Raw genomic sequence first — 12,825 nt, 5'->3', positions numbered from 1 at the left:
CGCCCGGCCGCATTTACCAGAAGCTTCGAATACCCGCGACCCCGTACGCGCCGTGGCGGCGCGCGTCGTCGAGATGCGCGCGCGTCATGCCGCCGAGCGCATAGACCGGCATCACGGCCTGCGCGGCCAATGCCGCGAACTGTGTCCAGCCGAGCGTCGGCGCGCCGGGATGGCTGAGCGTCGGCAACACGGGCGACAGCGTGACGAAATCCACGCCCGCGCGCGCAGCCAGCACGAGATCGTCGGCCGTGTGGCATGCGGCCGACACGCGGCGCGCGGCCGGCAGCGGCCGCTGCGCGACGGCGCGCAGCGCGGCGCCGTCGAGATGCCAGCCCGCGCCGTCGAGCTGCATGACACCGGCCGCGTCGATCGGCCCGTTGACCATCAGTTGCGCGCCGGCCGCGTCGCAGCGCGCGAGCGCATCGGCGGCCAGCCGCGCGAACGCGGCCGGGTCGAACGACTTCACGCGCAACTGCACGAGCGTCTCGCCGCGCGCGAGCACGGCCGACAGGCGCTCGAGAAAGGCCTGGCAATCGGCGGCCGACGCGGATGCCGGCTCCGGCGTGATCACGCAGCAGCGCGGCAGCGTCGCGCTCATCGCGAGCGGCGAGCGGCGGCCGTCATTCGTCGGCCTCCTTCGCGATCTTCGGATAGACGCGCACCAGCACGATGCGCGGCCCGTTCATCTTTTTCACGACGACGTCGAAGCGATCGAACGACACGCGCTGTCCTTCGGTCGGCAAATCGCTCAAAGCCTGGATCACGAGGCCGCCGACCGACTCCGCGCGCCCTTCGTCGATGTCGATGCCGAGCGCCTGCTCGAGCGACACGACGGGCAGGCTGCCCTTGCCCATCAGGGTGCCGTCGTCGAGGCGGGTCCAGTCCGCGTCGCCCTGGCGGAACTCGTCGTGGATCTGGCCGACCAGCGCGCCGAGCAGGTTGTCGAGCGTCAGGAAGCCGATCGGCTTCTCGCCCTTGTTGCCGACCAGCGCGAAGTGCGGCGCACCCTTGCGGAAGCGGCGGAACAGCTCCAGCGCCGGCGTGTCGGGCTTCACGTACTGCACCGGGCGCACGTAGTCGGACAGGTCCTCGAGCGCCGCGCCCGCGTGACGCGCGAGCAGCAGGTCCTTCAGGTGGATCAGCCCGCTTACCTGTTCGCGCGCCGTATCCTCGAACAGCGGATAGCGGCTGAAGCGGTGGCGCGCGACGATTTCCATGTTGTCGGGCAGCGGCAGGTCGCGGCGCAGGCCGATCATTTCATGCGCCGGCCGCATCAGGTCCGACACCGTCATCGACGAGAAATCGAGCGAATGCGCGAGCGTGTTCCACTCGTCGTTGGTGTACGTGCCGCGCGCCGGCTGGGCCGTGTTGCCGGCCGTGCTGCGGCGGCTGCGCAGGATCAGCTTCAGCTCGTCGGTCGAGTAGTGCGCATCGCCGCCGTGGTCGGCCGACAGCCCCGCGAGCTTCAGCACCGCGTTCGCGCTGGTGTTGAGCACCCAGATCGCCGGGTACATCGCCCAGTAGAACGCGTACAGCGGCAGTGCGACCCACAGGCCGACCTTCTCCGACTGGCGGATCGCCATCGATTTCGGCGCGAGTTCGCCGACCACGATGTGCAGGAACGAGATCAGCGAGAACGCGAACACGAGCGAGATCAGGTGCACGATGCGTTCGGACTGCACGCCGATCAGGTCGAGCAGCGGGCCGATCAGTTCCGCGAACGCCGGCTCGCCGACCCAGCCGAGGCCGAGCGACGCGAGCGTGATGCCGAGCTGGCACGCGGACAGATACGCGTCGAGCCGGCCGTGCACGATGGCGAGGATGCGCCCGCGCAGGCCGTGCTTGCGGGCAAGTGTCTTGACGCGCGTCGCGCGCAGTTTGACGAGGCCGAATTCGGCTGCGACGAAGAACCCGTTCAGGGCCACCAGGAACAACGCGCCGATGAGCGCGAAGATCTGTAACAAGGAATCGCTCCAGTCATGACAGGCCCGACAGTATAGGGCCAGAAAGGAAAATGTAATGTGTCGGGCGGCCGGTTGCTTACACCGGCGCCTCGCAGGGGACGGAGAGCGAGAGGGTGACGGCGGCGCCGTCGGCGAACGGGGCGTGCGTGAAGGTGCCGGCGTGCGCGAGCGCGACACGCTGGCACAGCGCGAGCGTCCAGGCGACGCGCTTCGCGTCGCGCGGGCGCAGCATCTCGTGGCGTGCGAACGATTCGAAGGCGTGCGGCAGCGCCGGGTCGGCAAGGGCGCCGGCGCTCACGTCGCAGGTGACCTGCGCGGCGCACAGCGCGCCGTCGCGCGTGCACGCGAACGTCACGCGGCCGCCGGCGGCGCTGGCTTCGACGGCTGTCGTCAGCATCGTCCAGAGCGCCTGCGCGATGCGCTCGCGATCGGCGGTCAGTGACGGCTCGCCGTCGGGCAGCGTCGCATCGAGGCTCACCTGCCGTGCGTCGGCGAGCGCGAAGCGCACCAGGGCGAGCGTGTCGTCGAGCAGCGGGCGCAGCGCGAACGGCTGCGCGGTGATCGCGAGCGCGCGCGTTTGCGCGCGCGGCGCGTCGAGCACGTCGTCGATCAGCGCGACCTGCTGGTCGATCCCCGTGCGGATGCCCGCGAGCGCGCGCTGCAGGTTCGGGTCGGCGCTGGCGAGCTGGCGCTCGAGCACATACGCCCAGCTGTGCATTGCGTTCAGCGGGCTGCGCAGGTCGTGCGATGCGGTGGAAAGCGCCTGGTCGCGCAGGAACAGCGCGGCCTCGGCGGCATAGTGCGCTGCGCGTTCGCGCAGCAGGTCGGCGGCGGGATCGGCGGGAATGGACGTCACGGAGCTGGCCTGTCGGAAGCGGTTGGCATGAAAAACACGCGAACCGCCATTATAGGGATCGCGCATGTCACGCCGGCAGCGCGTCCTCGTCCTTTTTCCGGGCGTCGCCGTTCGGCAGCAACTGGCAGGCGAGCAGGCCGGCCAGCATCAGCGCGCAGCCGACCAGCGCGCGCAGCGTCAGCATCTCGCCGAGCGCGGCCCAGCCTGCGATGGCCGCGAACACGCCTTCCATGCTGAAGATCACGGCTGCATGCGCGGGCGCCGCATCGCGCTGAGCGACGACCTGCAGCGTATAGGCGACGCCGACCGACAGCAGCCCGCCGTACAGCAGTGTCGGCAGCGCGCTGCGCAGCATCGCGACGCTGATCGGCTCGATCACGAGGCCGGCCGCGAGACACAGCACGCCGCACGTGACGAACTGCAGAAAAGCGAGCACGAGCGGATCGTGCCGTTTCGCGAAATGGCCGACGGCCATCACGTGCGCGGCGATGACGACCGCGCCCGCGAGCTGGAACCAATCGCCGTAGAGCACCGAGAAATGCTCGTCGATGCTGAGGAAATACAGGCCGATCGCCGCGAGCAGCGCGCCGAACCACGTGCCGGCGCCGATCCGGTGGCGGACGAACACGCCCATCAGCGGCACGATCACGACGTACAGCGAGCTGATGAAGCCCGCGTTCGCGACCCGCGTGTACTGCAGGCCGAACTGCTGCAGCGAGATCGATACGGCGAGCAGCCCGCCAAGCGCGAGGCCAGGCACCAGCAGCGCCGGCTCGCGGCGAATCGCCGCCAACTGCGCGCGCGACGCCGCATTGAGCGCCAGCAGCGGGATCAGCACCAGCGCGCCGAGCAGGAAGCGCAGCCCCGTAAACAGGAACGGTCCGATCACGTCGAGGCTCAGCCGTTGCGCGACGAACGCCGAGCCCCAGATCGCGGCGGCGGCGAGCATCAGCAGGTTGGCGTGGAGGTGCTTGCGGGCTTCGGGCTTCATCGGCATTCGTCAGGAGATTGCGGGCGGCGAAACCGCTTAGTTTACGCCGAGATTGCAATGCTGTCGGAAAACCTGCGCAGTGCGGCCGCCGCGCGGGTGTCGCGCACGCGCGAATACAGCACGACCCGCGAGTGCGGCAGCGGCGGCAGGCCGAATTTCACGCCGACGTCGACCAGCGTGCGCGGTGCGACGCGCCGGGCCAGCGGACAGACCGCGAGCCCGGCCGCGGCGGCGGCCGTGACCGCGGCAACGCCGCCGCCCGTAAAGCGCTCGCGCCACGGCCGCCCTGCATGCTCGAGCGCCCGCAGCGCGGCGGCCCGCACGCCGCACGGCCCGGCCAGCACCGCGAGCGGCAGCGGTTCGCCTGCCCGTGGCGCCCAGTCGGGCGCGGCGAGCCATGCGAGCGGTTCGGTAAACAGCAGCGTGCAGTCGTCGCGCGGGGGATCCTCGCCCGGTTCGTGCCGCACGATCGCCGCGTCGAGCCGGCGTTCGTCGTACTGCACGAGCAGGCTCGACGACATCCCCAGATGCATCTCCAGCGACAGCCCGGGATCCTGCCGATGCAGGCTCGTCAGCACGGCCGGCAGGTCGGGCACCGCGACATGCTCGCTGACGCCGAGCGACAGGCGGTGCGTGCCGGCCGAAATCGCGCCGAGCGCCTGGTCGTGCGCGTCGAGCAGCGCCCGGGCGGCCGGCAGGAAGTTTTCGCCGTCCGCCGCCAGCTTGACGACGCGCGGCGTGCGCGCGAGCAGCGGCTTGCCGAGGTGCGCTTCGAGCCGCTTCAGTTTCAGGCTGACGGCCGACTGCGTGGTGCCGAGCGCGTCGGCCGCGCGCGTGAAGCTCGCGAGATCGGCGACCAGCACGAACGCGCGCACCGCATCGAGGTCGAGGACTTTCATTTCTATCGTAAATGAATGAAATATCGATTGATGACTGTTAATTATAGTCGTGCACGCCTAACCTGACGTCGCGTTCCCGTTTTTCAACGTCACCGAAAGGAGCAGGACCATGCCATTCACCCGGATCGCAGTGCGCGAAGGCAAACCGGCCGCCTACCGCGCGGCGCTCGTCGACGGCGTGCATCGCGCGCTGATGCACACGTTCAACGTGCCCGAGGACGACATCTTCATGGTCGTGACCGAGCACCCGGCCGAGAACTTCGTCTTCGGCCGCCATTACCTCGACATCGAACGCAGCGACGATCTCGTGATGATCCAGATCACCGCGAACAACACGCGCACGCTCGAGCAGAAACAGGCGCTGTACCGGACCATCGCCGAGAACCTCGCGCGGCAGCCCGGCGTGCGCCAGCAGGACGTATTCATCAGTCTTGTCGAAGTGCTGAAGGAAGACTGGTCGTTCGGCAACGGCATCGCGCAATACGTCGCCTGATACGTCGTTCGATGCGCGACGGCGTGGCAGGGCCGGATCGTCGCCCGCGCGCTTTTGCGCCGTGTACTATGGAAGCTGCTTCACGGGCGACGCTGGCACGCAGGATGCGCCGGCGATTCTTCATGTGCGGGAGCCTCCATGTCGCGTGTGCTTGAAGTCGTGTTGTGTCTGTCGCTGGAAGGTTGGCCGGTCAAGACGGGAAGCCCGGTTCGTGGCGAGCAGCGCGACTTCGGCGCTGAACTCGTCCGTGCGTGGCGGATCTGTCCGCAGGTGCGGATGCGGCGCGGCCACGAGCGTGTGACGATCGAGCCGTGCCAGGTCGAGGAGGCCGAGCCGAGCCCCGGCGAGTGCTGGTGGACGTGGATCGAGTCGAACGTGCAAGGGCGGCGTGTCGTTGCATCCCGCACGAAGCGATTCGCGCCCGGCGTCGTGGCGCGCGAGCTGTTCGACGCCGAGCATGCCGGCATCGCCGTGGCCACGCCGGCGCCCGCGGCGCAAGCGGATGCGGAATCGGCAGACACGGCGGGCGAGGGCGTGACGCCCGGCCCCGTTGACGAAGCGGCGGTCGCCGCATCGTCCGGGCCGGCACCGCCGAGGCTCGTCAGCGAGCGGCGGCGCGGGCGATGGGCGGACGACAGCGGCGTGGTGGTCGAGATGACGCTCGACGACGTCACGCTGCACGGCGGCACCGAGTCGCCGCGCCGCCATGTCGAACTGCGCCTTGCGGCGCCCGACTGGGAAACCGTCGCCGCACGCACGGCCGCGCTGCGCGCGCTGTTCGCCGCCGCGCGCGAGCTCAGCGGCGCATGGCCCGCGTTCGTGCAACTGACCAGCGTGATCGATCGCGCGTGCGCGGGCGAGCCTGACGCCCCTCGGCCGGTCAAGGCGCAGCTCGTCGACCTGGCCGGCATCCGCACGCAGCGGGCCGCGCTGTTCGCGCTGTCTGGCGACATCGCGGCGCAATGGCTCGGCAACGAGAGCGGCGTGCTGGATCGCGACGATCCCGAATTCGTGCACCAGATGCGTGTCGCGCTGCGCCGGCTGCGCACGCTGGTGCGCTTCTTTCCGCGCTTCGCGGATGATCAGTGGACGGATACCTTCGGTGTCGACCTGCGCTGGCTCGCCTCGCTGCTCGGCACCGTGCGCGACTGGGATGTGTTCTCGACCGAAAGCCTGCCCGCGCTGATCGCGGCCGACGGCGGCAGCGTCGACTGGGACGGCACGCTCGACGCCGCGCGCGCGCAGGCGACGGCGGCGCGCGTCGAGTTGCGCCAGGCGCTGCATTCGGCGCGCTATGCGCGACTGACGCTCGGCTGGCTCGAATGGTTGAGCACGTTCGCGCTGCCGCCGGCTGCCGGCGACGACGACGCGCCGTCGCTGCGGCGTCACGCGACCAGGCGCGTGCGGCGGCTGTTCGGTCATCTGTATGCATCGCCGTCGCTCACGTCGCTCGATACGGCCGCGCGGCACCAGGTGCGGATCGACGCGAAGCGGCTGCGCTACGCGCTGGAATTCTTCGCGTCGCTGGCCTCGCGCCGCACGCGCACCGAAACGGTCAAGACGCTCGCGCGCGTGCAGAGCGTGCTCGGTGAGGCGAACGACACGATGGTCGCGCTGCATCATCTCGAGCACCTGGCGGCGCCCGCGTACCAGCGCGGTTTCGTGCGCGGCTACGGTGCCGCGCTCGAGCAACGCGCGGCGAGCGACGCCGAGGCGCTGCTCGCGAGCCTGCGCCCGCCGAAGCTCGACGGCAAGCCGCGGTGATGCGTTGAGCGGCGCGCGATCCCTATAATGGCCCCCCGTTTTCTTCAGACAGACCGATGAGCGACGCGACGCCTCCTTCCTCCTCCGCCGGACCGCTCGAACTGGCCGGCGAACTGTGGTTGCGCGCGGGCCAGCAGACGCTCGGCGGCGCCACCCGCATCGCGCTGCTCGCGGCGATCGGCGATACCGGGTCGATCACGCGTGCGGCAAAGGCCGTCGGCCTCAGCTACAAGGCCGCGTGGGATGCGATCGACACGATGAACAACCTGGCCGGCGAGCCGCTCGTGACGCGTTCGACGGGCGGCAAGGGCGGCGGCGGCACGACGCTGACGCCGCGTGCGACGTCGCTGATCGCCGCGTTCCGCACGATCGAGCGCGAGCATCGCCGCTTCATCGACGCCGCGAGCGCGGCGGTGTCCGGCTTCGACGTCGACTGGGCGCTGATCGGCCGGATCGGGATGAAGACGAGCGCGCGCAACCAGTGGTTCGGCAAGGTCGAGTCGATCGTGCGCGGCACGGTGAACGACGAGGTGACGCTCGTGCTGCCCGGCGGGCAGGTCATCGTCGCGGTGCTCACGCACGAAAGCGCCGACGCGCTCGGCCTGGAGCCGGGGGCGGATGCATGCGCGCTCGTGAAGGCGTCGTGGGTCGTGCTGGCGGTCGACGATGCAGCCGAAGCGACCTTGAAGGTATCCGCGCGCAACCAGCTGCACGGGACGGTCGAAACCGTCGCGGCGGGCGCGGTGAACAGTGAGGTGACGCTGGCGCTCGACGGCGGCGGGACGCTCACGGCCGTGGTGACGAACGACAGTGTCGGCGCGTTGCAACTCGACGCCGGCCGGCGCGCGATCGGGCTGTTCAAGGCATCGAGCGTGATTCTCGCGGTGACGGGCTGACCGCGCGCGGCGGCGCGCGCCCATTCAGGCGGCGGCCGCGCGCGGACGAGGCGAAACCGGCGCCGCGCATCGTGCACGAGGCGTCGGCTTCGATCCCCTTTTCAGCTTGTTCCAGCTGGTTCCAGCGTGTGCCGCCGGTGCGGCGTCTCTCAGGCTCCAACGTGGCCACGAGGGGCCACGGCCTTCGCGCGCTCAGGTGACGCGCGTCGGCCACTCGGCGTGCGGTGTTGCGGCCTGCACGCGTCCTTCGTTCAATTGCACGACCTGGTCGCCGAACGCGGCGACGTCGTCGGGGTCGTGCGAGATGAGCATCATCGGGATATCGAGCCGCGCCTGCAGTTCGGCGAGCTCGTGGCGCATGCGCTGGCGCATCGTGCTGTCGAGCGCCGCGAACGGCTCGTCGAGCAGCAGGATGCGCGGCTGGGCGACCAGCGCACGGGCCAGCGCGACGCGCTGCTTTTGTCCGCCCGACAACTGCGACGGGAATTGCCCGGCGAGCGTGTCGAGTTCGAACGCCTGCAGCCAGTACGCGACTTCGGGCAGCACCGTCTTCGCACGCGGGTTGCGCAGGCCGGGCGTGAGCCCGAACGCGATGTTCTGGCGCACGTTCAGGTGCGGAAACAGCGCGTAGTCCTGGAACAGGTACGCGACGCGGCGCGCACGGGTCGGCACGTCGATGCCGCGCGCGGAATCGAACAGCGGTTCGTCGTTCAGCGTGATCGTGCCTTCGTCGGGCGACAGCAGGCCGGCAATCGCCTGCAGCGTCATGCTCTTGCCCGCGCCGGAGGGCCCGAACAGCACGACGCGCTGCGTGGTGGCCGTGAACGACACGTCGAGCGTGAAGCGGCGCTCGGCGTTCGCGTAGGTCTTGCGGATATCGACGGCGACACTCATGCGGGCCTCCGTCGTGCCGCGCCGCGCGTGCGGGAAACCGCCCGCGCGACGGGAAGGCATTTTGCCGCGACCGGTGAGGCGCAGCGGCACGGATGCGGCGCGCGCGTCATGTCAGCTGGCTCCGCCCGGCGCGCGACGGCACGAGCCAGCCGGTCGCGAGCAGCACGAGCACGCAGGTGATCGACGTCACCAGCACGAGGAAGTTGGCCGTGTTGTCGTCGCCGGCCTGCACCGCCGCATAGATCGCGACCGACAGCGTCTGCGTGCGGCCGGGCAGGTTGCCGGCGATCATCAGCGTCGCGCCGAATTCGCCGAGCGCGCGCGCGAAGGCGAGCAACGCGCCGGCCAGGATGCCGCGCATGGCGAGCGGCAGCGTCACGCGGAAGAACACCGCGGCTTCGCCGAGCCCGAGCGTGCGTGCCGCGCGCTCGAGATGCGGATCGACGCTTTCGAACGCGGTGCGTGCCGACTTCAGGATCAGCGGGAACGCGACGACCATCGATGCGATCACCGCGCCCTGCCACGTGAAGACGAGTTCGATGCCGAGCGTGTCGAGCCACGCGCCGAATACGCCGCGCCGGCCGAGCAGCACGAGCAGGTAATAGCCGAGCACCGTCGGCGGCAGCACGAGCGGCAGCGTCAGCAGCGAATCGACCACGTCGCGCAGCGGGGAGCGCCAGCGCGCGAGCATGAAGGCGGCGGCGACGCCGAGCACGATGTCGAGCGCGGTCGCCCAGCCGGCGACCTTCAGCGACAACAGCAGCGGTACCCAGGCGTCCTGCATCATGTTGCGCTCACTTGCCCGCGGGCTTGAAGCCGAATGTCGACAGCACGGCCTGGCCCTGCGGTGACACGACGAAGTCGATGAACGACTGCGCCTGCGCGGCATGGCGGCTGTCCTTGACCACCGCGATCGGATAGGTGATGGCCGTCTGCGTCGGCACGGTCAGCGCGACCTTCACGCGGCCCGGCATGATCGCCGCGTCCGTGCCGAACACGAAGCCCGCGTCGACTTCGCCGCGCGCGACGTAATCGAGGCTCTGGCGCACGTTGGCGGCCAGCACGCCCTTTGCGCTGACGGCATCCCACACGCCTGCGGCGCGCAGCGCACCTTCCGTATAGCGGCCGACCGGCACCGACGCCGGGTCGCCGTACGCGATGCGCTTCACGCCGGGCGCCGTCAGGTCGTTCAGCGAGGCCGGCGCGGCCGCGTGGCTGTCCGCCGGCACGATCAGCACGAGCGAATTCGCCGCAAAGTCGCGACGCGTGCCGGGCACGATGACCTTTTCGCCGACCGCGCGATCCATCGCCTTCTGGTCGGCCGATGCGAACACATCGGCCGGCGCGCCCTTGGCGATCTGCTGCATCAGCACGTCGGACGCGCCGAAGTTGAACAGCACCTTGGCGTCCGGATGCTGCTTCTGGTACGCGTCGCCGACGGCCTTGAACGCGTTCGTCAGGCTCGCGGCCGCCGACACGACCAGCTCGTCGGCGGCGGAAGCCGGCGCGCTGAACGCGATGCCCGCTGCAAGCGTGGCGAGCGGCAACAGGCGGAGCAGGGTGCGGCGAAGCGGGCGGACGGTCGAGCGCATGGTCTGGTCGTTTGAATGGTTGAAAACCATAATCGTAATATAGGGCGGGTTATAACGCTCGACATACCGCTCATGCGACGGTGCGCATGAAACCTTTAGCCTTGAAAGGCGGCGGGAGCGGCGTGCGTGCGGCCCGTCACGCGTGCAGCGACGGCAGCAACGACCCGGTGCGGTGCAGCGACGCCGGCTGCGACGCCGGCCGGTAGTTCGGATTGGCTTTCCAGCGGGCGCGGACGAACGGCCGCTCGTGCCCCGACAGCTCCAGCGCGACCTTGGTGACCCACTGGTGCGACGGCACCGTGATGCCGTGCAGCGCGACGGTGACGAGCACGAGGCTCGCAACGACCGCCGCCACCGACCAGCGGTGCGGCACCGCGTGCCACGAGCCGGCGATGAACGCCAGCGCGGCGATCGCGCCGACGATGCAGCCGGTGATCGATTCGGACGGCGAATGCGCGTCGAGCGCGACGCGCGACACGCCGACCGCGATGCCGGCCGCGAGCCCGAGCGCGATGCCGGCGATTCGCACCGGCGTGCGCGTGCGGATCAGCGCGAGGAAGATCGCGACGGGATAGACCGACGTCGACAGCATCGCGTGGCCGCTGAACCCGGTGAAGTCCCACGAGCGGATGCCGATGCCCCAGCCGAGGAACGCGATCTTGGTGAGCGCGACGATCCCGATCGCGGCCGCGAGCACGCCGAGCCATGCGGCCGCGCGCTGCCACGAGTAGCCGAGCGCGAGCCACACGGCGATCGTGATCGCGAGCGGCAAGGTCAGGCCGGCGCCACCGAACGCGGTGATCGTGATCCACAGGTGAGACGACAGGTCGAACATCGGGAGGGGAACGGGCAGAGGCGGGACGAATGCTTAAATCAACGCGCGAGCCGGAAAGAACGACTACAACGGAAACAAGCGGCTAACCCCCAGTATAGCGCCGCGTGTGATCGAGGCCCGTTTTTGCGCCGCGGGGAACTATCCGCGTGCAGGAAAAATCCCAGAAACAATGTTATGGTGCATTGCACAAAGTCGAACGATGCACCCAGCATCGTGTCCCTATTTTTCCTGACTGCGAGCCCGATCGATGACCAAAAGTCTGACGAAAGTATGGCTGGGCGGCATGAAACGCATGCTGTCTCCGGCCGCCAAGCGTGCGACGCGCGATGCACAGCGGATCGCGCGCGACACGCTCGAAGCCGCAGCGTCGCCCGCCGGAACCGATCTGTCCCCGCTGCGCGAGTCGCGCGTGCGGCCACGCGCGGCCGCCTGGGCGGCCGGCGAATGGACGCGCGGCGAGCATCCGATGGCGCCCGCGCTCGGCCGCCTCGTCCAGCAGCTTGCATACGGGCTTTACGTTCCGCCTGGCCACCGGCGCGGCGCGATGCCGCTCGTCGTCATGCTGCACGGCTGCCAGCAATCGGTCGACGAGTTCGCGCAGGGCACCCGGATGAACCTGCTCGCCGACAAGCACGGCTTCGCGGTGCTGTATCCGGAGCAGTCGCAGCGCGCGCACGCGCACGGCTGCTGGCACTGGTATGAGGATACCGACCGCGCGGGGCGTGGCGAAGCGGGTGCGGTTGCATCGCTCGTCGATGCGCTCGTTGACGAGCACGGGTTCGACGCTTCGCGCGTCTACGTCGCGGGGTTGTCGGCTGGCGCGGGCCTGGCGACGCTGCTCGCGCTGCACCATCCGGACCGCTTCGCGGCGGTGGCGCTGCACTCGGGCCCCGCGCTCGGCGAGGCGAATTCCGGCATCAGCGCGATGGACGTGATGCGGCGCGGGCTGCGGCAGAACCCGGCGGCGGCCATCGACGCGCTGGTCGACGCCAGTGGGTATCCCGGCATGCCCGCGCTGATCGTGCAAGGCGACGGCGACCATGTCGTCGCGCCGAAGAATGCCGACCAGCTGACGGTGCAGTTCATGCGCCTGAACGGGCTCGCGGACAGCCGCGGCGCACTGCGCGGCGGCGAGCGCGTGGAGACGCGCGAGGCAGGCGCGCAGATCACCGACGTGCGCCGCGACGGCGAGTCGGTCGTGCGGCTTTGCCACGTCAAAGGGCTCGATCATGCATGGTCGGGCGGCGACGAAGCGGTGCCGTTTCATGCGGCGGTCGGCCCCGATGCGAGCACGATGATCTGGTCCTTTTTCGAAGAGAATCGTCGCACTGTGGCGACCGAACGACGCACCGTCTGATCGACGCTAGCCAGAAGCTAGGGTTTTCCCTATAATTCGGGAAAACCCTAGTCAAAGAACCTTTGGATTGCGAGATCGACCATGTACCTGCTGAGCCACCTCTTCCTGATGCTGACCAAGAACGCTGAAAAGGCCGCAAAAGAGCGCGCCGATGCGTACCTGTCCGAAGCAACCGACATCTACGATCTCGAATTCCGCATGCGCAAGATCGATCGCGAAGCCGCGATGAACCGTCCGTTCTCGTTCGGCTCGCGTTAAGCAGCGCAGCGCAGCACGGGCCGGCT

Annotated in this window: 14 protein-coding genes; 5 read left to right on the top strand and 9 right to left on the bottom strand. The window is 69.6% G+C overall.

What is annotated here, in order from left to right:
• Positions 1-13 precede the first annotated feature (13 nt).
• From DIE21_RS02250 to DIE21_RS02230, 5 genes are all read right to left on the bottom strand, one after another.
• Positions 14-598, bottom strand: coding sequence for a thiamine phosphate synthase (locus DIE21_RS02250; RefSeq protein WP_124495613.1), 585 nt, complete (start codon positions 596-598; stop codon positions 14-16).
• A 22-nt stretch (positions 599-620) separates the two neighbouring features.
• Positions 621-1,964, bottom strand: coding sequence for a hemolysin family protein (locus tag DIE21_RS02245; RefSeq protein ID WP_124495612.1), 1,344 nt, complete (start codon positions 1,962-1,964; stop codon positions 621-623).
• A 76-nt stretch (positions 1,965-2,040) separates the two neighbouring features.
• Complete coding sequence (locus tag DIE21_RS02240) at positions 2,041-2,820, bottom strand: sensor histidine kinase KdpD (RefSeq protein WP_124495610.1); 780 nt, start codon at positions 2,818-2,820, stop codon at positions 2,041-2,043.
• Positions 2,821-2,887: 67 nt separating this feature from the next.
• Positions 2,888-3,811, bottom strand: coding sequence for a DMT family transporter (locus DIE21_RS02235; protein WP_124495608.1), 924 nt, complete (start codon positions 3,809-3,811; stop codon positions 2,888-2,890).
• A 41-nt stretch (positions 3,812-3,852) separates the two neighbouring features.
• Positions 3,853-4,710: a LysR family transcriptional regulator gene (locus tag DIE21_RS02230; protein WP_124495606.1), complete on the bottom strand. Its 858-nt coding sequence runs from the start codon at positions 4,708-4,710 to the stop codon at positions 3,853-3,855.
• Positions 4,711-4,819: 109 nt separating this feature from the next.
• On the opposite strand from DIE21_RS02230, the gene DIE21_RS02225 reads away from it, so the two are divergent.
• The 3 genes from DIE21_RS02225 to DIE21_RS02215 all read left to right on the top strand — a co-directional run bounded on the left by DIE21_RS02225 (position 4,820) and on the right by DIE21_RS02215 (position 7,863).
• On the top strand, positions 4,820-5,203 hold the full coding sequence (locus DIE21_RS02225; RefSeq protein WP_124495604.1) for a tautomerase family protein: 384 nt from the start codon (positions 4,820-4,822) through the stop codon (positions 5,201-5,203).
• 138 nt (positions 5,204-5,341) lie between these two features.
• Complete coding sequence (locus DIE21_RS02220) at positions 5,342-6,967, top strand: CHAD domain-containing protein (RefSeq protein ID WP_124495602.1); 1,626 nt, start codon at positions 5,342-5,344, stop codon at positions 6,965-6,967.
• Positions 6,968-7,023: 56 nt separating this feature from the next.
• A complete protein-coding gene (locus DIE21_RS02215; protein WP_124495600.1) occupies positions 7,024-7,863 on the top strand; it encodes a TOBE domain-containing protein in 840 nt (279 codons plus the stop codon).
• A gap of 192 nt (positions 7,864-8,055) precedes the next feature.
• Here DIE21_RS02215 and DIE21_RS02210 read toward each other — a convergent pair whose 3' ends face one another.
• The 4 genes from DIE21_RS02210 to DIE21_RS02195 form a co-directional block, all read right to left on the bottom strand.
• Positions 8,056-8,757 (bottom strand): sulfate/molybdate ABC transporter ATP-binding protein, encoded by a 702-nt coding sequence (locus tag DIE21_RS02210; protein ID WP_124495598.1) that lies wholly within the window; start codon positions 8,755-8,757, stop codon positions 8,056-8,058.
• Between the two features lie 106 nt (positions 8,758-8,863).
• Entirely contained in the window at positions 8,864-9,541 is a 678-nt protein-coding gene (gene modB, locus DIE21_RS02205) for a molybdate ABC transporter permease subunit (RefSeq protein WP_124495949.1), read from the bottom strand.
• Positions 9,542-9,551: 10 nt separating this feature from the next.
• Positions 9,552-10,349: a molybdate ABC transporter substrate-binding protein gene (gene modA / locus DIE21_RS02200; protein WP_124495596.1), complete on the bottom strand. Its 798-nt coding sequence runs from the start codon at positions 10,347-10,349 to the stop codon at positions 9,552-9,554.
• A gap of 136 nt (positions 10,350-10,485) precedes the next feature.
• On the bottom strand, positions 10,486-11,184 hold the full coding sequence (locus DIE21_RS02195) for a phosphatase PAP2 family protein (RefSeq protein ID WP_124495594.1): 699 nt from the start codon (positions 11,182-11,184) through the stop codon (positions 10,486-10,488).
• A gap of 247 nt (positions 11,185-11,431) precedes the next feature.
• On the opposite strand from DIE21_RS02195, the gene DIE21_RS02190 reads away from it, so the two are divergent.
• Both DIE21_RS02190 and DIE21_RS02185 read left to right on the top strand, forming a co-directional pair.
• Positions 11,432-12,541, top strand: coding sequence for a PHB depolymerase family esterase (locus tag DIE21_RS02190; RefSeq protein WP_124495592.1), 1,110 nt, complete (start codon positions 11,432-11,434; stop codon positions 12,539-12,541).
• 81 nt (positions 12,542-12,622) lie between these two features.
• Positions 12,623-12,799, top strand: a complete 177-nt coding sequence (locus DIE21_RS02185; protein WP_006753395.1) for a DUF3563 family protein — start codon at positions 12,623-12,625, stop codon at positions 12,797-12,799.
• The last annotated feature ends 26 nt before the right edge of the window (positions 12,800-12,825 follow it).

This window comes from Burkholderia sp. Bp9140 (assembly GCF_003853425.1).
Taxonomy (GTDB): Bacteria; Pseudomonadota; Gammaproteobacteria; order Burkholderiales; family Burkholderiaceae; genus Burkholderia.
Note: the sequence above shows the minus strand (reverse complement) of the source record. Positions and strands in the feature narration are given on the sequence as shown.

Excerpts from the sequence above, each read along its gene's own strand:
- DIE21_RS02220 (WP_124495602.1), top strand. The coding sequence starts at position 5,342 with ATGTCGCGTGTGCTTGAAGTCGTGTTGTGTCTGTCGCTGGAAGGTTGG.
- modA (WP_124495596.1), bottom strand. The coding sequence starts at position 10,349 with ATGCGCTCGACCGTCCGCCCGCTTCGCCGCACCCTGCTCCGCCTGTTG.
- DIE21_RS02185 (WP_006753395.1), top strand. The coding sequence starts at position 12,623 with ATGTACCTGCTGAGCCACCTCTTCCTGATGCTGACCAAGAACGCTGAA.
- DIE21_RS02195 (WP_124495594.1), bottom strand. The coding sequence starts at position 11,184 with ATGTTCGACCTGTCGTCTCACCTGTGGATCACGATCACCGCGTTCGGT.
- DIE21_RS02190 (WP_124495592.1), top strand. The coding sequence starts at position 11,432 with ATGACCAAAAGTCTGACGAAAGTATGGCTGGGCGGCATGAAACGCATG.
- modB (WP_124495949.1), bottom strand. The coding sequence starts at position 9,541 with ATGCAGGACGCCTGGGTACCGCTGCTGTTGTCGCTGAAGGTCGCCGGC.
- DIE21_RS02235 (WP_124495608.1), bottom strand. The coding sequence starts at position 3,811 with ATGAAGCCCGAAGCCCGCAAGCACCTCCACGCCAACCTGCTGATGCTC.
- DIE21_RS02225 (WP_124495604.1), top strand. The coding sequence starts at position 4,820 with ATGCCATTCACCCGGATCGCAGTGCGCGAAGGCAAACCGGCCGCCTAC.
- DIE21_RS02250 (WP_124495613.1), bottom strand. The coding sequence starts at position 598 with ATGAGCGCGACGCTGCCGCGCTGCTGCGTGATCACGCCGGAGCCGGCA.
- DIE21_RS02230 (WP_124495606.1), bottom strand. The coding sequence starts at position 4,710 with ATGAAAGTCCTCGACCTCGATGCGGTGCGCGCGTTCGTGCTGGTCGCC.
- DIE21_RS02215 (WP_124495600.1), top strand. The coding sequence starts at position 7,024 with ATGAGCGACGCGACGCCTCCTTCCTCCTCCGCCGGACCGCTCGAACTG.
- DIE21_RS02210 (WP_124495598.1), bottom strand. The coding sequence starts at position 8,757 with ATGAGTGTCGCCGTCGATATCCGCAAGACCTACGCGAACGCCGAGCGC.